This is a genomic window from Alcaligenes sp. NLF5-7, from assembly GCF_024266725.1.
Classification (GTDB): domain Bacteria; phylum Pseudomonadota; class Gammaproteobacteria; order Burkholderiales; family Burkholderiaceae_B; genus Alcaligenes; species Alcaligenes phenolicus.
In genome coordinates, this window is sequence record NZ_CP100755.1 from 3914171 (window position 1) to 3931155 (window position 16985).

Annotated in this window: 15 protein-coding genes; 7 read left to right on the plus strand and 8 right to left on the minus strand. The window is 55.4% G+C overall.

From position 1 onward, the window contains the following. Nucleotides 1-297: 297 nt before the first annotated feature. Nucleotides 298-1137 carry a pyrroline-5-carboxylate reductase gene (proC, locus tag MID00_RS18050; protein WP_254499256.1) on the minus strand — a complete coding sequence of 280 codons (840 nt, stop codon included), beginning with the start codon at nt 1135-1137 and terminating at the stop codon, nt 298-300. Between the two features lie 178 nt (nt 1138-1315). Here proC and ugpB point away from each other — a divergent pair, with 178 nt between their 5' ends. The 4 genes from ugpB to MID00_RS18070 all read left to right on the plus strand — a co-directional run bounded on the left by ugpB (nt 1316) and on the right by MID00_RS18070 (nt 5658). Continuing rightward, nucleotides 1316-2623, plus strand: a complete 1308-nt coding sequence (ugpB, locus tag MID00_RS18055; RefSeq protein ID WP_009453953.1) for a sn-glycerol-3-phosphate ABC transporter substrate-binding protein UgpB — start codon at nt 1316-1318, stop codon at nt 2621-2623. Nucleotides 2624-2803: 180 nt separating this feature from the next. Further along, nucleotides 2804-3688, plus strand: coding sequence for a sn-glycerol-3-phosphate ABC transporter permease UgpA (ugpA, locus tag MID00_RS18060; protein WP_060185066.1), 885 nt, complete (start codon nt 2804-2806; stop codon nt 3686-3688). Nucleotides 3689-3709: 21 nt separating this feature from the next. After that, on the plus strand, nt 3710-4552 hold the full coding sequence (ugpE, locus tag MID00_RS18065; RefSeq protein ID WP_254499257.1) for a sn-glycerol-3-phosphate ABC transporter permease UgpE: 843 nt from the start codon (nt 3710-3712) through the stop codon (nt 4550-4552). Between the two features lie 20 nt (nt 4553-4572). Then, nucleotides 4573-5658, plus strand: a complete 1086-nt coding sequence (locus MID00_RS18070) for a sn-glycerol-3-phosphate import ATP-binding protein UgpC (protein ID WP_021446598.1) — start codon at nt 4573-4575, stop codon at nt 5656-5658. An 88-nt stretch (nt 5659-5746) separates the two neighbouring features. Here the strand turns inward: MID00_RS18070 and MID00_RS18075 are convergent, their stop codons facing one another. The 6 genes from MID00_RS18075 to MID00_RS18100 form a co-directional block, all read right to left on the minus strand. Beyond that, entirely contained in the window at nt 5747-6871 is a 1125-nt protein-coding gene (locus tag MID00_RS18075; RefSeq protein ID WP_026482583.1) for a branched-chain amino acid ABC transporter substrate-binding protein, read from the minus strand. 156 nt (nt 6872-7027) lie between these two features. Further along, nucleotides 7028-7495: a Dps family protein gene (locus tag MID00_RS18080; RefSeq protein WP_026482584.1), complete on the minus strand. Its 468-nt coding sequence runs from the start codon at nt 7493-7495 to the stop codon at nt 7028-7030. Nucleotides 7496-7887: 392 nt separating this feature from the next. Continuing rightward, on the minus strand, nt 7888-8853 hold the full coding sequence (locus MID00_RS18085; protein ID WP_009453943.1) for a LysR substrate-binding domain-containing protein: 966 nt from the start codon (nt 8851-8853) through the stop codon (nt 7888-7890). Between the two features lie 37 nt (nt 8854-8890). After that, a complete protein-coding gene (gene recG, locus MID00_RS18090) occupies nt 8891-10972 on the minus strand; it encodes an ATP-dependent DNA helicase RecG (RefSeq protein WP_254499258.1) in 2082 nt (693 codons plus the stop codon). A 12-nt stretch (nt 10973-10984) separates the two neighbouring features. Then, entirely contained in the window at nt 10985-11371 is a 387-nt protein-coding gene (locus tag MID00_RS18095) for a Rid family detoxifying hydrolase (RefSeq protein WP_009453941.1), read from the minus strand. Nucleotides 11372-11444: 73 nt separating this feature from the next. Then, nucleotides 11445-12221 (minus strand): ferredoxin--NADP reductase, encoded by a 777-nt coding sequence (locus MID00_RS18100; RefSeq protein WP_254499259.1) that lies wholly within the window; start codon nt 12219-12221, stop codon nt 11445-11447. 308 nt (nt 12222-12529) lie between these two features. Between MID00_RS18100 and MID00_RS18105 the strand changes: the two genes are divergently transcribed. From MID00_RS18105 to MID00_RS18115, 3 genes are all read left to right on the plus strand, one after another. Continuing rightward, nucleotides 12530-13573, plus strand: a complete 1044-nt coding sequence (locus MID00_RS18105; protein WP_009453937.1) for a Fe(3+) ABC transporter substrate-binding protein — start codon at nt 12530-12532, stop codon at nt 13571-13573. A gap of 94 nt (nt 13574-13667) precedes the next feature. Further along, on the plus strand, nt 13668-15332 hold the full coding sequence (locus tag MID00_RS18110; protein WP_009453931.1) for an iron ABC transporter permease: 1665 nt from the start codon (nt 13668-13670) through the stop codon (nt 15330-15332). After that, nucleotides 15329-16111 carry an ABC transporter ATP-binding protein gene (locus MID00_RS18115; protein ID WP_035271544.1) on the plus strand — a complete coding sequence of 261 codons (783 nt, stop codon included), beginning with the start codon at nt 15329-15331 and terminating at the stop codon, nt 16109-16111. Before MID00_RS18110 ends, MID00_RS18115 begins: the two co-directional genes overlap by 4 nt. 39 nt (nt 16112-16150) lie before the next feature. Here MID00_RS18115 and MID00_RS18120 read toward each other — a convergent pair whose 3' ends face one another. Next, entirely contained in the window at nt 16151-16912 is a 762-nt protein-coding gene (locus MID00_RS18120; protein WP_254499260.1) for a MauE/DoxX family redox-associated membrane protein, read from the minus strand. Nucleotides 16913-16985: the final 73 nt, after the last annotated feature.

Sequence of the window (16985 nt, forward strand, 5' to 3'; positions counted from 1 at the left end):
CTTTTTAGAAAGTGCTTATTCTGGGGTCTGGATAGGCATTGTTATGCTCCAGGGGAACCCATTTTGGGGTAGCTGCCTAAAACTTGTCACTTCGTATAAGCCCTAGCGCCCTGCTTATTTATTTTGAAAATAACGAGGCATTGTTAACAGGGTGTTTCCAAAACACGCTCGCATACTAAAAGCCTTGTTTATAAAAGAAAAGAGGAGCTCTCTTGAGAACTCCCCTGCTTTTTGTTTTACTGCTTTTTTATTGCGCTATATCAATTTTTGACGATGCTATAGGGAGTAATCCGGGGATCAGGAAAACTCTTGGGCCAGCTCTCCGGCACGCACTTTGGCAGCATTGACTGCTTTTTGGACCAGTGGTGTAAAGCCGCCTTCGTTAAAGACATTCAGGGCGGCTGCCGTAGTCCCCCCTTTGGAGGTGACGCGCTCGCGCAAGACCGAAGGTTCTTCTGGCGACAAGGTGGCCAACTGGGTGGCGCCGTGCAGCGTTGCCAGGGACAGCTGGCGGGCCTGTTCTGGCGACAAACCTTGCTCGATACCGGCTTTGATCAAAGCTTCGATAAACAAAAACACGTAAGCTGGACCACTGCCTGAAACCGCCGTGACGGCATCAATGGCGGCATCATTTTCAACCCAGACCACTTCCCCCACGGATTTCAACAATTGCTGCGCAATGGCTTTATCGCTTTCATCTACCTGTTCCAGGGCCATCAGGCCGGTAATGCCACAACCAATAAAGGCCGGGGTATTGGGCATACAGCGGATTACACGCTGGTACGGCTGGCCGGGTTCGCCCAGCCATTGGGCCAGAGCGGTTGCCGGAATGCCAGCGGCCACGCTGATCACCAGGGTGTCCTCTTGCAGATAGGGTTTGCAGGCCAGTACGGTTTCTTTCATGACCTGGGGCTTGACGGCAAAAACCCAAATACGCTGCTTGGACAAGGCCGGGCCGGGTTCATACGCGGTTTGTACACCTTGCTGGGCCCACGACTCCAGGGCGGGCGGGTAAATATCAATCGCCAAAACGTCCGAGCCGCCGCAGCGTTTCCCAATTAAACCAGCCGCCAAGGCACTGGCCATATTGCCCGCGCCGATAAACGCCAGCTTAAAAGAGGTATCGTGTGGATTCATCATCGCTCCCATTAAAAATCTGTCCTCTGACACGTTTTCTTAGCGTTTGAGGGTAATTAGTCATTGCTTATATAACGCTGTCATGGATACATTCACGAGAGCGTCATAAACAAGTCATAAGCTTGAGTTTTAAAACCTGCTACACCTTAGCGGCACCTTTTATACAGGAGAAAGCCTGATGCGAACAAAACTATTTGCTCTGTCTCTAGCCGGTCTGATTGCTTCTATCGGCACTGCGCAAGCGGCCACAGAAATTCAGTTCTGGCATTCAATGGAAGGAGCCTTGGGCGAACGGGTTAATGCATTAGTCAAAGACTTTAACGCATCTCAGTCGGACTACCAGGTTAAAGCCTCGTATAAAGGCAACTATGGCGAGTCCATGAACGCCGGTGTCGCCGCTTTCCGTGCCGGTAATGCCCCTGATATTTTGCAAGTATTCGAGGTGGGTACTGCCACCATGATGGCCGCCAAGGGCGCCATTCAGCCAGTTCAGGAAATGTCGGAGAAAGCGGGCAAACCTATCAACCCGGATGACTTTCTGGGTGCGGTTGCCGGTTACTACTCCTCCAACGAAGGCAAGCTGATTTCCATGCCTTTTAACAGCTCCACCCCGGTGCTGTACTACAACAAGGACGCCTTCAAGAAAGCTGGCCTGGATGCCGAGAAGCCACCCAAGACCTGGCAGGAGCTGCACGAAGCCGCCAAGAAACTGCGTGAGTCCGGCCAAGAGTGTGGCTATACCTCTTCCTGGCCCTCCTGGATTCTGCTGGAGAACTTTGCCGCCTGGCACAACATCCCCTTTGCCAGCGAGAACAACGGTTTTGGCGGCCCCAGCGCTCGGCTGCAGCTGGATAACCCACTGTTCCTGAAGCACATGACTTTCCTGGCAAATATGTCCAAGGATGGTTCCTTCTCCTACGGCGGTCGTGGTGATACGGCCAACGCCCTGTTTACCAGCGGCAAGTGCGGCATGTTTACCGGCTCCAGCGGTAACCGCGCCAACATCATCAAAACCGGCGAATTTGAATTTGGCACCAGCAGCCTGCCCTATTACAGCGATGTACAGGGCGCGCCTCAGAACTCCATTATTGGTGGTGCTTCCCTGTGGGTCTTTGCCAAGAAATCGGATGATGTCTACAAGGGCGTGACCGAATTCTTCCACTTTATCTCCAGCCCTGAGCAAGCGGCGGCCTGGCACCAGGACACCGGCTATGTGCCTGTGACCAAAGCAGGCTTTGAAAAGACCAAGGACTCCGATTTCTACGCCAAGAACGTGGGCGCAGACGTTGCCGTCAAACAGCTGGACGCCAGCACCACCGAGAACTCGCGTGGTATTCGCCTGGGTTCCTTGCCGCAGATTCGTGACATCGAAGACGGTGTGATGGAACAGATTTTTGCTGGCAAAGTCACCCCTGAAGAAGGTTTGAAAGCCATGCAAAGTCGTGGCAACGAACTGCTGGAGCGCTTTGAAAAGAGCGTGAAGTAAGCCCTGCCCGCCTTGCGCGGGTGGTTTACAATCGAGCGTATGAGTGTGCGGACGGCGTCTTGTCTTGGCCTCAGGCCGGTAAACTGTCACCATCTTGTCCAAGCCGCTCATACGCTTTTCGTTTCATTAGAAGTCTGTCCACCCTGATGGTGGCGCTCCCTTCCCATTGCGCGCAAACCTATGGAAAAACGTGTCGTCTTTCGTCATAAGACACTGCCCTATTTGCTACTTGCTCCGCAGCTAGCCATTACTCTGATCTTCTTTTTTCTGCCTGCCGGTCAAGCGCTGTGGCAGGCTTTTCATTTGGAAGACCCCTTTGGCCTGTCTTCGCAGTTTGTAGGCCTGGATAACTTTGCCGAACTGTTCAGTAGTGCGGAATATATGGCCTCGTTCAAGACGACGGCGGTATTTTCGCTTGCCGTGTCGGTGTTGGGGCTGGTCGTAGCTTTGGTGCTGGCCGTGATGGCGAATAGAGTGATACGGGGCGCCCTGCTGTATCGCAGCTTGCTGATCTGGCCTTATGCCGTGGCAACGGCGGTGGCCGGGGTGTTGTGGTTGTTCCTGTTCTCCCCCTCTGTAGGGATTGTGGCCGTGTTCCTGCTGGAGCATGGCATTCAGTGGAATCCACGCTTGAATGGCAATGACGCCATGTTGCTGGTGGTAATTGCTTCGGTCTGGAAGCAGATCTCCTACAACTTTCTGTTTTTCCTGGCTGGCCTGCAAGCCATCCCGCGCTCCCTGATTGAAGCGGCCGCCATGGATGGTGCCGGTCCCATGCGCCGTTTCTGGGGCATTGTGTTTCCTTTGCTGGCCCCGACGACTTTCTTCCTGCTGGTCGTGAACATTATTTATGCCTTCTTTGACACCTTCGCCATTATTGACGTGGTCAGTCAGGGCGGGCCGGGTGAAGCCACCTCGATTCTGGTTTACCGGGTCTACAACACGGGTTTCCGTGGCCTGGATATTGGTTCTTCGGCAGCCCAGTCTGTGGTGCTGATGGTGGTGGTTGTGGCGCTGACGGTGATTCAGTTCCGCTATATTGATCGCAAAGTGACGTACAGCTGATGCGCAGCAAGGAACATAGTCATGGTTGAACGACGCCCTATTCTTGATTTTTTCACGCATCTGACCCTGATCCTGGGTGTGATCGTGATTGCTCTGCCCCTGTACATCACGTTTGTGGCTTCCACCCAGACCAGCGCGGAAGTGGCCCGTGCGCCCATGTCGCTCTGGCCGGGCTCGCACATGGTAGAGAACTACATCACCGCTTTGCAGGGGACGGCCACCAACTCCCCACCAGTGGGACGCATGTTGCTGGTCAGCATGGTGATGGCGCTGGGCATCGCGGTTGGCAAGATCATTATTTCCATGCTCTCGGCCTTTGCCGTGGTGTATTTCCGCTTCCCGTTCCGCATGCTGTGTTTCTGGATGATTTTCGTCACCCTGATGCTGCCGGTGGAAGTGCGCATTATGCCCACGTACAAGGTCGTGGCGGACCTGCAGTTGCTGGACAGCTATGGGGGCCTGATCCTGCCCTTGATCGCTTCAGCAACCGCGACCTTCCTGTTTCGCCAGTTCTTTCTGACGGTGCCCGATGAATTGATCGAGGCCGCCCGTATTGATGGTGCCGGCCCGATGCGGTTTTTTAAAGATGTTCTGCTGCCCTTGTCCAAGACCAGCATTGCCGCTTTGTTTGTGATTCAGTTTATCTACGGCTGGAACCAGTATTTGTGGCCGCTGATCATTACCACCAAAGAGGATATGTACCCGATCGTGGTTGGTATCCGGCGCATGATTTCCGGTGGTGATAGCGTGACCGAGTGGAACGTGGTGATGGCAACGGCCCTTTTGGCCATGATCCCGCCTGCCCTGGTGGTGATGCTGATGCAAAAGTGGTTCGTCAAAGGTCTCATCGACTCTGAAAAGTAATTCTCTACAGGCTTTATTGAATGGCTAGCTTACGATTTGAAGGCGTCAAGAAAACCTACCCGAACGGGACGGTCGTTATTCACGGCATTGATGTGGACGTGAAGGATGGCGAGTTCGTGGTAATTGTGGGCCCTTCTGGATGCGGTAAATCGACCCTGATGCGTATGGTGGCGGGGCTGGAGTCTGTCACGGCAGGTCAGGTACTGATTGATGGCAAGGTCGTCAATGATCTGGAACCGGCTGAACGTGACATTGCCATGGTGTTCCAGAACTACGCGCTCTACCCTCATATGTCGGTCTTTGACAATATGGCGTATGGCTTGAAAATCCGTAAGTTTTCCAAGGATGAAATCAAGCAAAGGGTCAATGCCGCCGCTGCGATCTTGGAATTGGGTGCCCTGCTGGAACGTCGTCCAGGGCAACTGTCAGGGGGCCAGCGTCAGCGTGTTGCGATGGGCCGTGCGATTGTGCGTGAACCCAAGGTGTTCCTGTTTGACGAGCCCCTGTCCAATCTGGATGCCAAGCTGCGAGTGCAGATGCGTCTGGAAATTCAGAAACTGCATCGTCGCCTGAAAACCACCAGCCTGTATGTGACTCACGATCAAATTGAAGCCATGACCTTGGCCGAGCGCATGATTGTGATGAATCAGGGCATGCCTGAGCAAATAGGGACACCTGCCGAGGTATTCGAAAAGCCTGCTTCCGTTTTTGTGGCCACTTTCATTGGCTCACCGCCCATGAACTTGTTGCCAGTAGAGGTGGATGCACAAGGTCAGATCACGCAAGACAATGGTCAGCCTGTGCAGTTTGGCCCGGAAATGGTGCCCGCTGCGGTGCGTGGCCGCAAGGTGTTCCTGGGCATACGACCAGAACACATCCAGCTGCATGTGCCCGGTGTGACTACGCAGGTGGAAATGGTGGAAATTCTGGGTTCCGAGCAGTTGCTGCATCTGGGTTGTGGCGACTATCGCATCATCGTGCGCTGCCCGATTGAGCAGACTCGCGAATATCCAATTCAAATTGGCGAGGCTATCCAGATTGGCTACATGCCACCCCACCCTTTGCATTGGTTCGACCGCGATACGGGTTTGCGTATCGAGGCCTGAGCAGCCTGCCTGAAGCAAGGTGCTCCAAGGCGATACATAATAAAAAACCGGCCCGAAGGCCGGTTTTTTTACGAGCAAGAATCAGGGATTACTTGCCGTAGACGGTCTTGGAACCGTCAGCGTGCCAGCTGAAGACGTCAAATTTGAAGTCGTTCAGGTCGCCCTGCTTGTTCCAGCTGATTTGACCGATAGGCGTTTTCACGCTGTTGGCGTGCAGGTAGTCGGCCACTTTGACTGGATCGTCCTCGCCAGCGCCCTTGATGCCTTCGGCAATCGCAATAGTTGCGGCGTAAGCGGACAGCTGGAACGCACCGCTAGGATCGCGCTTCTTGTCCTTGAAAGCCTGGACGATGGCCTGGTTGTCCGGATCTTGCGAGAAGTCCGCAGGCAAGGTCAGCAACATGCCTTCAACGGCTTTGCCGGCAATGGCGTTAATGTCGGGGTTACCCACGCCTTCCGGTCCCATGAAGTGGACTTTTACGCCTTGCTCGGCGGCTTGACGCAGCAGCAAGCCCATTTCAGGGTGGTAGCCACCAAAGTACACGAAGTCCACGCCGGTGGATTTCAGCTTGGTGATGACGGCGGAGTAATCGCTGTCCCCCGCGTTAATGCCTTCAAACAGGGCAACTTCGGTACCGGCTTTTTGCAGTTCGGAACGAACCGAAGCGGCAATACCTTGGCCGTAGGACTGTTTGTCGTGCAGGACGGCAACTTTAGTGGGCTTGATCTGTTCCAGGATGAACTTGGCAGCGGCTGGACCTTGCTGATCGTCGCGACCAATGGTGCGCAGGATCATTTCGTAGCCTTTGCCGTCGGTAACAGCAGGTGCTGTTGCCGATGGAGTCACCATCAACACGCCTTCGTTGTTGTAGATATCGGTGGCCGCGATGGTAGCGCCCGAACAAACGTGACCGACAACATAGTGGATCTTGTCATTCACGATACGGTTGGCTGCGACGGGACCTTGCTTGGGTTCGCAGGCATCGTCAACAGTGACCAGTTCGAGCTGTTTGCCCAGAACGCCACCGGCAGCGTTGATCTGTTCGATGGCCGTATCGACGCCTTGTTTGACCATGTCACCGTATTGGGTAACCGAGCCTGTGAAAGGACCGGCCAGTGCAATACGGATGTTGTCAGCGTGAGCAGCACCGGACAAGAGCAGACCCGTTGCCAGGCTCATGGCCGCTGCAACAGGAGTGAAACGAATTTTCATAGAAAACACCTCCGTGAATATGCAGGAAAGCATACACCGATAACAGGGCTTTATGCCTGCCTGACGCCTGAATTCAGGGTTTTCTATAGGGGGAATAGGAAAGGCCACCGTTTGGTGGCCTTTTTTTATCGCTATTTGAGGGCGATAAGATGGAAATTACTGCAGCAGGCTACGCAGCATCCATGCATTTTTCTCGTGCACGTCCAGACGCTGGGTCAACAAGTCAGCGGTAGGCTGGTCGTCGGCCGAGTCGGCACGGTCAAAAGCGGTGCGTGCCGTACGAGCCAGCGCTTCGTTACCTTTGACCAGCAGTTCGATCATGGTGGTAGCATCCGGCACGGAAGCGGGCTGGGTGATGGAGGACAGCTTCTGGAATTCGGCATAGGTACCAGGGGCGTAGTGACCCAGGGCGCGGATACGCTCGGCGATGTCATCCAGGGCTTGCCACAGTTCGGTGTACTGCGTCATGAACAGCTCATGCAGAGTCTTGAACATAGGGCCGGTGACGTTCCAGTGGAAGTTGTGCGTCATCAGGTACACGGTGTAGGAGTCGGCCAGTACCTTGGACAACTCTTTAACTACAGCAGCACGGTCTGCCGTCGAAATACCGATATCAATTTTCAGAGCGCTGCTGGCGGCGCTGGCAGGAGCAGCGGGTTTGGCGGCGGCAACCGGCTTGGCCGCGGCAGGCTTGCGAGCAGCGGCTGGTTTGGCAACTGGCTTGGCCGCAGGTTTAGCAGCCGCCTTGGCGGGAGCTTTGGCTGCGGTGGCAGGCTTTTTGGCGACGGCCTTTTTAGCGGTCACTTTTTTGGCGGGGGCCTTGGCGGCTGCCGGTTTTGGTTCAGCCTTTACATCGGCTGCAACTGCGACCTTGGTATCAGTGTTCGGGGCTTCTTCGGCCTTGCTGACCTTGGCGGTTTTACTGACTGCTTTCACGGCTTTTGCCATAGTGGACTCCTGTTGAACAGAGGGCTAAATAGGTACTGAAGCAGAATAACACGCAGTAGGTGTGCGATTTACGCTAGTTCAGGATACGGGAAATTGCTGTTGTATTCGACTTTTAAGTAGTTGACCCCAGCCAAGCCACTTTCCATGATCCCACGGGTCAAGGCGTCAATGGCCGACGTACGTGGAAAACTTTTGCGCCAGACCAAGGCAATGCGACGATCTGGAATGGGTTTTTTGAAGGGGACATAGGCCAGCAGTTCGTTGGCCTGGCCGGGGGCTGTCAGAGAGCTGGCAGGCAGGACAGTCAGACCGATGCCGGTGGCCACCATATGACGGATGGTTTCCAGTGAAGAGCCTTCAAAGGTGCGCTGTATGCCTTCACTGGACGCTGAAAAGCGCGATAGCTCCGGGCAAACATCCAGCACCTGGTCGCGGAAACAATGGCCGGCACCCAGCAGCAGCATGGTCTGATCTTTCAGCTGTTCGGGATCAATTTCCTTGCGCTTGGCCCAGGCGTGTTCATGGGGCATGGCCACCACAAAAGGCTCGTCGTACAGCTCGCGGATAACCAAGCCTGTTTCAGGCAAAGGCAGGGCCACAATGGCGCAATCAATCTCACCTTGGCGCAGCAATTCCAGCAGACGCACGGTAAAGTTTTCTTGCAATAAAAGTGGCATTTGCGGGGTCAGCTCAATCTGCTTGGGAACGAGCTTGGGCAGCAGGTACGGCGCCACGGTGTAAATAATGCCAACGCGCAAAGGGCCTGCCAAAGGATCGTGGCCCTGGCGGGCAATCTCGCGCAGGTTGGCACCCTCTTCCAGGACTTTCTGTGCCTGGGTGACAATGCGCAGCCCGATGGGAGTAATAGCCACTTCGGGCCCGCCACGCTCGAAGATGACCACGCCTAATTCGTCTTCCAACTTCTTGATGGCCACCGACAGCGTCGGTTGGCTCACAAAGCAGGCTTCGGCAGCACGTCCAAAATGACGCTCGCGTGCTACGGCAACGATGTATTTCAGCTCGGTCAATGTCATGACAATTCCTTGTGCAAAACAGCATTAAGACCTTGGGTTAACTACGGAGTAATTCTTCCCGGCCCTTCATCCAGCGCTGTAAATGGTGGTGAGCGTGGTCTGGATAATCACGGCGAAAGGTGCTGGCCAATGTTTGGGCCTGCTCGATCAAATCTTCATCGGACTCCAGGCTGGCAAAACGCAAGCCTGCCTGCCCGGATTGGCGCATGCCCATGAACTCGCCCGGGCCGCGTTGTTCCAGGTCGCGGCGGGCAATTTCAAAGCCATCGGTGGTTTCATACATGGCGCGCAAGCGCAGGCGGGCAATGGCCGACAGCGGTGCCTGATACAGCAAGACGCAGACGGACTGAATCTGCCCCCGCCCTACCCGGCCGCGCAACTGGTGCAGCTGGGCCAGGCCGAAGCGCTCGGCGTGTTCAATAATCATTAAAGAAGCGTTGGGCACGTCTACACCGACTTCAATGACAGTGGTCGCCACCAGCACGTCCAGATTGCCGCTACGGAACGCTTCCATGACCTCGGCTTTCTCCGAGGAAGACAAGCGGCCATGAATCAGCCCTACCCGCAAGGGGGCCAAGGCTTGCTCCAGAGCAGCATGGGTATCCACGGCGGTTTGCAATTGCAGGGCTTCACTTTCCTCGACCAAGGGGCAGACCCAATAGGCTTGTCTACCTTGGGCAACTTCAGCCCGGACGCGCGCCATGATTTCATCACGGCGATTATCGGCGGCCAGCTTTGTAATGATGGGACTGCGACCTGGGGGCAACTCGTCAATCGCGGAGACATCCAGATCCGCGAAAAAAGCCATGGCCAAGGTACGAGGGATAGGTGTGGCACTCATATTGAGCTGATGCGGCAAATAAGCCTGACCTTTCTTGTCTTGCGCATCCCCTTTACGGTTCAGCTCCAGACGCTGGCCAACACCAAAGCGGTGTTGCTCATCCAGAATCACCAAGCCCAATTGCTGGAACTGCACATTGTCCTGAATCAGGGCCTGGGTGCCGATGGCCAGTCTGGCCTGTCCGGAGCTGATGGCTTCATAAGCCAAACGTTTGGCCTTGACGCCCAAACTGCCGCTTAACCAGGCCAGCTCGACGCCCAACGGCTCCAGCCAGGCGCGCATCTTCAGATAGTGCTGCTCGGCCAGAATTTCGGTGGGTGCCATCAGAGCCACCTGAAAACCGCTGGCAATGGCTTGCACGGCAGCAATGGCCGACACAATGGTTTTACCGCTGCCTACATCTCCCTGCAACAGCCGGTGCATGGGATACGAGCGCTTCATGTCCGCGCTGATTTCCTTGACGCAGCGTTTCTGAGCGGCCGTTAACTTGAAGGGCAACGAAGCCAGCAAGGCTTTAGCCAGACCACTATTGCCTTCACGCATAGGCTTGGCACGTTGAGCCTGACGCGCAGCACGAGCCTGCGCCAGGGACAACTGCTGCGCCAGCAATTCATCAAACTTGATGCGGCTCCAGGCCGGATGGCCGTGTTCGAACAAATCGTCGTAGCTGAGCTCGGGCGGTGGGTAATGCAAAAGCCGGATAGCCTCGTTAAAGGGCATCAGGCCATATTCGCTACGAACTTCTTCAGGCAGGGTGTCGCGCAGGTCCGCATTATTGAGCGCATCGGCAATGGCTTTGCGCAGCTGTACCTGGCTCAAGCCATCTGTCGTGGGGTAAACAGGGGTCAAGGCGCGGGCCAGGGGTTGGCCGGCTTTGGTGACTTTGGGGTGCACCATTTCCAGGCCATGAAAGCCCTGGCGCACTTCGCCGCGTACTCGCAGTGGCAAATCCCCTTGCAGTTGCTTGAGCTGGCTGGGGTAAAAGTGCAGCCAGCGCAAGGCCAGCTCGCCACTTTCGTCGGCAATACGGGCATGGAGCTGCGCACGGGGACGAGCCTGAACATCCGTACTAAGAATACGACCTTCAATTTGCGCCATCTTGCCAGGGTAGAGATGGGCGATGGGCTCGACCTGAGTCTCGTCCTCGTAGCGCAAAGGAAGATGGACCACGAAGTCGGCAGGCTCTCGTAGGCCGAGCTTTTCAAACTTCTGGTCCAGACTGAGCGCCTTGCGTGGCGCAGCCCGTTTGGCCTGAGGCGCAGGCCGACCTGCGGTCATGGCAATACGTCTTTAGAAATTGAGGATAGCCTCGACCTCGAACTGAGCGCCTTTGGGCAAGCTGGCCACACCGATGGTGGAGCGTGCGGGGAAAGGCTGGGGAATCAGTTCGGCCATGATGGCGTTGGCGCTGGCAAATCGGGACAGATCTGTCAAAAACAAAGTCAGTTTGACGATGTCGCTCAGGCTAGCGCCAGCTTCTTTGACCACAGCTTCCAGGTTGGCAAATGCCTGACGTACCTGACCTTCAAAATTTTCAGATACCAGTTCGCCTGTGGCAGGCTCCAGACCGATTTGGCCAGACAGAAATACTGTCTTGCCACCCGAAGCAATAATGGCCTGAGAGTATGGGCCTACGGCAGCCGGAGCGGCATCGGTGAAGACAACTTGCTTAGTCATAAGAAACCTCTGATGAGTGTTGTACTATCAGAGTTTAAGCGCCTATAGCTAAAATTAACAGATCTTGGCGTGATTATTTTTCCACGAAGGCGCGTTCAATCACGTAGTCACCGGGTTGACCTACACCGGGCGACACTTCAAAACCGCGTTTATCGAGCATGGCGCCGATATCGGTCAGCATGGCGGGGCTGCCGCACAACATGGCGCGATCCTGAGCGGGATCCAGTTGAGGAATGCCCAGGTCTTCGCACAGCTTGCCGGTCTCGATCAGGTCGGTAATGCGGCCGGTATTGCGGAACTCTTCGCGGGTGACAGTGGGGTAATACAGCAGTTTTTCGCGTACCACTTCACCAAAGTATTCGTTCTGCGGCAATTCATTCTGGATGAAATCCGAGTACGCCAGTTCGCTGACAAAACGCACGCCGTGAACCAGTACCACCTTTTCAAAACGCTCGTAGGTGTCTGGGTCCTTGATGATGCTCATGAAAGGAGCCAGACCGGTGCCGGTGCCAAACAGGAACAGATTGCGGCCTGCGCGCAGGTCGTCAATTACCAGCGTACCAACGGGTTTGCGGCTGACCAGAATGGTGTCGCCTTCTTTCAGGTGTTGCAGGCGCGAGGTCAATGGACCGTCCTGTACCTTGATGCTGAGAAATTCCAGATTTTCTTCGTAGTTGGCGCTGGCGATACTGTAAGCGCGCATCAGCGGCTTGCCATCGACTTCCAGACCGATCATTACAAAGTGCCCATTATGAAAACGCAGGGCGGCGTCGCGGGTGGTGGTAAATGAGAACAGGGTATCGTTCCAGTGGTGGACGCTGAGCACTTGTTCGGTATTGAAAGCTGCCATGTTAGTTGTCGTATAGAGGGGCAACATTGCCCGGATCAGTAAGCAAATATTTGTCCATTGTACCGAGTTCCCCAGGTAAATCCATGCTGATTCACCAATACGATTTGATCGCAATCAGGACTTACCATTAAGTTCCATGAGTCGCCATTCTCCTGCTTTGGCACAGATAGTACGACGATTTCCAGCCTGGAAACGGGCCCACATTCAAATAGCTCTTGCCTAGTTCCTGCATACGTTTGATAATCATTCACATTTTCTGGCTTACAGCCGATTTTTACGCTATTTACGCCTGTTTTGGAGTGTTGATAATGCGCTTTACTCTTCGTAGCCGTGCCCTGACCCAAGCTTTGCTTCTGTCCGCTATGGGCACTATGTCGATGGCGGCTTTTGCCTCTGGCGAAGTCAACCTCTACACCACTCGCGAACCTGGCCTGATTACTCCCCTGCTGGAAACCTTCAGCAAAGACACAGGCGTGAAGGTCAATACCGTGTTTGTGAAAGATGGCCTGATCGAGCGCGTGAAAACCGAAGGCGACAAGTCCCCTGCCGACATTCTGATGACGGTGGACATCGGTAATCTGCTGGATCTGGTGGAAGCCGGAATTACTCAGCCCGTTGAGTCCGCCACTCTGGACGGCGCCATTCCCGCCAATTTGCGCGGTGCCGACAAACAGTGGTACTCCCTGTCCTTGCGCGATCGCGTGGCCTATGTGGCTAAAGACGTGGATGTAAAGAGCATTCACTACGAAGATTTCGCCGATCCTAAATGGAAAGGCAAGGTGTGTATTCGCTCCGGCCAGCACCCCTATAACACAGCCTTGGTGGCTGCCATGATTGCGCATAATGGTGCAGAAGCGACGGAACAATGGCTGCGTGGCGTGAAAGACAACCTGGGCCGCAAGGCTGCCGGTGGTGACCGTGACGTAGCGCGCGACATTCTGGGCGGCATTTGTGATGTGGGTATTGCCAACGCCTACTACGTGGGCCGCATGAAAAACGCCGAGCCTGGTAGCGATGCCTACAAATGGGGCGAAGCCATCAATGTGGTGCGTCCAACCTTTGCTGATACCAAGGGCGGTGGCACACATGTGAATATTTCCGGTGCCGCTGTGGCCAAGCACGCTCCTAATAAGGACAACGCTGTCAAACTGCTGGAGTACCTGGTTTCCGAGAAAGCCCAGAGCCTGTATGCCAAGGCCAACTACGAATACCCCGTGCGCGCCGGTGTTGAGCTGGACCCCGTGGTGGCCAGCTTCGGCCCCATGACGATTGATCCGTTGCCATTGACTGAAATCGCCAAACATCGCAAACAAGCCAGCGAGCTGGTAGATAAAGTTGGCTTCGACAACTAAAATCGCCCTACTCTTTTTCTACGACCGCCAGCTTTGAGAAATCAGAGCGGCGGTCGTCGCGCATTTAAGCGCCTGTAATACCTAGCCTTTCATAATGCCCTTTTTTCGTCGTCTGCCCTTTTGGTCCCTGGCTGCCGCTGTGATTGCCCTGATCGTGGCAGCGCCTGTGATTACCCTGCTGACCCACGCCTTAGGCGGCTCGACTGAGCACTGGTCGCATTTGTTCCAGTTCGTTCTGCCTCAAGCCATGAGCAATACCTTGCTGCTGCTCCTGGGGGTCGGCGTGGTGGTGAGCTGTCTGGGAGTGGGGTCAGCCTGGCTGATTACCGCCTACGAGTTTCCCGGACGACGGGTCTTGCAATGGGCTTTGTTGCTGCCGCTGGCAGTGCCGACCTATATCGTAGCCTTTGCGTATCTGGATTTGCTGCATCCGATTGGCCCGATTCAGTCTGCCATTCGCTACGTCTTGGGCTATAGCAGCCCGCGTGAATTCCGTTTGCCAGATCTGCGCTCCTTGGGTGGCGCAATTTTTCTGCTGGGTTCGGTGCTCTACCCCTATGTATACCTGAGCACGCGCGCCATGTTTGCTACACAATCGGCCAGCTTGCTGGAGGCTGCCCGCATTATGGGTGAATCGGGCCGCAGCGTATTTTTTCGGGTCGTGTTGCCCATGGCCCGCCCCGCGATTGCAGTGGGTGTCAGCCTGGCTTTGCTGGAAACGCTGAACGATATTGGTGCTTCCGAGTTTCTGGGCGTGCAGACCCTGACGGTGTCTATTTACACCACCTGGGTAACGCGCTCGGATTTGGCGGGTGCCGCGCAAATTGCTGTTTCCATGCTCTGTCTGGTGGCGGCGTTGATCAGCATCGAGCGTTATGGTCGCCGCCGCCAAGCCTATTCCAGTAATCAGCGTTCCGAACCCATTCGACCTACCCGGTTGAAAGGCTCCGCTGCCTGTATCGCCATTGCTTTGGGTGTAGCGCCCGTGCTGGTGGGCTTTGTGGCCCCCTCCCTGTATTTGTTGAATGAGACCATCAAGCATGTGAGCTTGGCGGGCGGTGTGTCGGCGCAATTGCTGAGCAGCGCCTGGAACACCTTGTATATCGCAGCGCTGGCCACTATCGCGACCCTATCTTGTGGCTTGGTCGTCGCCTGGGCTGCTCGGGCAGTACGTTCGGGACGCAAACCGCGTCTGGCCCGTTTTCTGGCAGGTGTCAGCAGTCTGGGATACGCCATTCCGGGAACCGTACTGGCGATTGGGCTGTTGACGCCCCTCGTCATGTTTGACTCTTTCTACAATCAAGTCATGTCCTGGTTTGGTGTTTCGGCGACGGGTTTGTTGTTGATGGGTTCAACGCTGGCTTTGGTTTTGGCTTATACCCTACGCTTTCTGGCGATCTCGGTTGGCGGTATTGAAGCCGGGCTGGCTCGAATCCCGGCATCGCTGGAGCAGGCTTCCCGTTTATTGGGTGAAACCCCGGCGGGGACGCTGAAACGTGTGCACTTGCCCTTGCTGCGCCCCGCCATGGGCGCGGCTGCTTTGCTGATTTTTGTTGATGCCATGAAGGAGCTGCCTGCGACCTTGTTGCTGCGTCCGATGAATTTCGAGACCTTGGCAACCTGGCTGTATGCGGAAGCGGCTCGTGGGACTTATGAGGAAGGCGCGGTTGCCGCCTTGGCCATTGTGCTGGCCGGTTTGATCCCCGTTATTTTATTGGCACGTACTCAATTGATGGCCTCTGGCCCACGCGCATCATGAACGATTTTCTGGATTTGCAGGCGATTACCCTGTCCTACGAAACGTCTGAAGGTTTTCGGCCGGTTGTTGACCAGCTCAGCCTGCATTTGCCCCAAGGGGAAATCGGCTGTCTGCTGGGGGCCTCGGGCTGTGGCAAGACCACGGTCTTGCGGGCCATTGCCGGTTTCGAGCCTTTGCGTGCCGGACATATTCTGTTGAATGGCCGTGTCTTGTCGGCTGTGTCTCAGCAAGTGCCGCCGGAAGACCGCCATGTGGGCATGATGTTCCAGGATTACGCCCTCTTTCCTCACCTGACGGTAGAAAAAAACGTGGCCTTTGGTCTGCGCAAATGGGATAAAGCCCAGCGTCAGGCCCGAGTACTGGAAATGCTGGAACTGGTCGATCTGGCCCGTTTGGCGCAGCGCTATCCGCATGAATTGTCGGGTGGCCAGCAGCAGCGCGTGGCTTTGGCACGCGCCTTGGCTCCCAAACCCTCTCTGCTGTTGCTGGATGAACCGTTTTCCAATCTGGATGTGGATACCCGCGAGCGCTTGGCGTTTGAGGTGCGCGACATTCTGAAAAGCGCAGGCATTACCGCGATTCTGGTCACCCACAATCAGGCTGAAGCCTTTGCGATTGCCGATCGTATTGGTGTGATGCAGGCTGGCAAGATCATCCAGTGGGATACGCCTTACAGCCTGCATCATCGTCCTGTGAATGACTTTGTGGCGGACTTCATCCGCCGCGAAGCCATCATGGCGCAACGGGCCCAGGCCTTTTTGCGTGGCGAGCCTGCGTAGTTGCAAGTACGGCAGATCTAGCGTGCGCCATGCTGTCCTCTACGCGCTGATCAAGGACGGCTTGATCAGCATCCAGACTGCCATCGCCACCATCATCAGGTTTTCAGTCAGAGAGACAAAGCCCAAGGGCACCTTGCTGTCACCACCTACGCAGGCACATTTCAGTTCGCGCTTGTCGATATAGACCGCCTTGAACACTGACCAGGCACCGATGCTGCCAATAAATAAGGCGATGGGCACAGACAGCCACATCAGGGCACCGGCCAGCATCAACACGCCGGCCACTGCTTCTCCAAAGGGGTACAGATAGGCGTAGCGCACCCATCGTTGGGCAAGCAAGTCGTAGTTCAGGAACATGGTGGTAAAGCCGTCCACATCTTTGAGCTTCTGCACGGCCAGCAAACACATGGCAATGGCAATAAACCATTCCAGCGCCTGGAGCAGGACAATCTGTCCGAATGCCGCCCAGGAAACGGCTAGCGCCATCAAGCCAGCCATCACAAACAAGGCGATCACGGGCGTGTAGCTGACGGCATCCTTGTCCTTGACCTTCCCACCGAAATACTCGACCAGTTCGTCATAGCCCCCTATCCGTTTTCCATTGATAAAGGTCTGGGGGGTTGTGCTGACTTGATGCTTGGCCTTGAAAGCGTCAATCTCTTCGCGATTCCTGAGCCAGTGATCGTCCAGCTCGTAGCCTTTGCGTTTGAGCAGTGCGCGTGCTTTAAGCCCGAAGGGACAGATATGTTCTGCCGTCACCATGCGGTAAAGCTCGGCGTGTTTGGCGGTGTGTGTAGCCATATGCGACTCCTTTGACGTGATGCTGTTTGTCGGAAGCCCTCCCCTGACGCTCATGCAAGCGTTTATCTGACAC

Coding starts and splice junctions, on each gene's coding strand:
- ugpB (WP_009453953.1), top strand. CDS start 1,316: ATGCGAACAAAACTATTTGCTCTGTCTCTAGCCGGTCTGATTGCTTCT.
- ugpA (WP_060185066.1), top strand. CDS start 2,804: ATGGAAAAACGTGTCGTCTTTCGTCATAAGACACTGCCCTATTTGCTA.
- MID00_RS18075 (WP_026482583.1), bottom strand. CDS start 6,871: ATGAAAATTCGTTTCACTCCTGTTGCAGCGGCCATGAGCCTGGCAACG.
- MID00_RS18120 (WP_254499260.1), bottom strand. CDS start 16,912: ATGGCTACACACACCGCCAAACACGCCGAGCTTTACCGCATGGTGACG.
- MID00_RS18115 (WP_035271544.1), top strand. CDS start 15,329: ATGAACGATTTTCTGGATTTGCAGGCGATTACCCTGTCCTACGAAACG.
- MID00_RS18105 (WP_009453937.1), top strand. CDS start 12,530: ATGCGCTTTACTCTTCGTAGCCGTGCCCTGACCCAAGCTTTGCTTCTG.
- recG (WP_254499258.1), bottom strand. CDS start 10,972: ATGACCGCAGGTCGGCCTGCGCCTCAGGCCAAACGGGCTGCGCCACGC.
- proC (WP_254499256.1), bottom strand. CDS start 1,137: ATGAATCCACACGATACCTCTTTTAAGCTGGCGTTTATCGGCGCGGGC.
- MID00_RS18095 (WP_009453941.1), bottom strand. CDS start 11,371: ATGACTAAGCAAGTTGTCTTCACCGATGCCGCTCCGGCTGCCGTAGGC.
- MID00_RS18085 (WP_009453943.1), bottom strand. CDS start 8,853: ATGACATTGACCGAGCTGAAATACATCGTTGCCGTAGCACGCGAGCGT.
- MID00_RS18100 (WP_254499259.1), bottom strand. CDS start 12,221: ATGGCAGCTTTCAATACCGAACAAGTGCTCAGCGTCCACCACTGGAAC.
- MID00_RS18110 (WP_009453931.1), top strand. CDS start 13,668: ATGCCCTTTTTTCGTCGTCTGCCCTTTTGGTCCCTGGCTGCCGCTGTG.
- MID00_RS18070 (WP_021446598.1), top strand. CDS start 4,573: ATGGCTAGCTTACGATTTGAAGGCGTCAAGAAAACCTACCCGAACGGG.
- ugpE (WP_254499257.1), top strand. CDS start 3,710: ATGGTTGAACGACGCCCTATTCTTGATTTTTTCACGCATCTGACCCTG.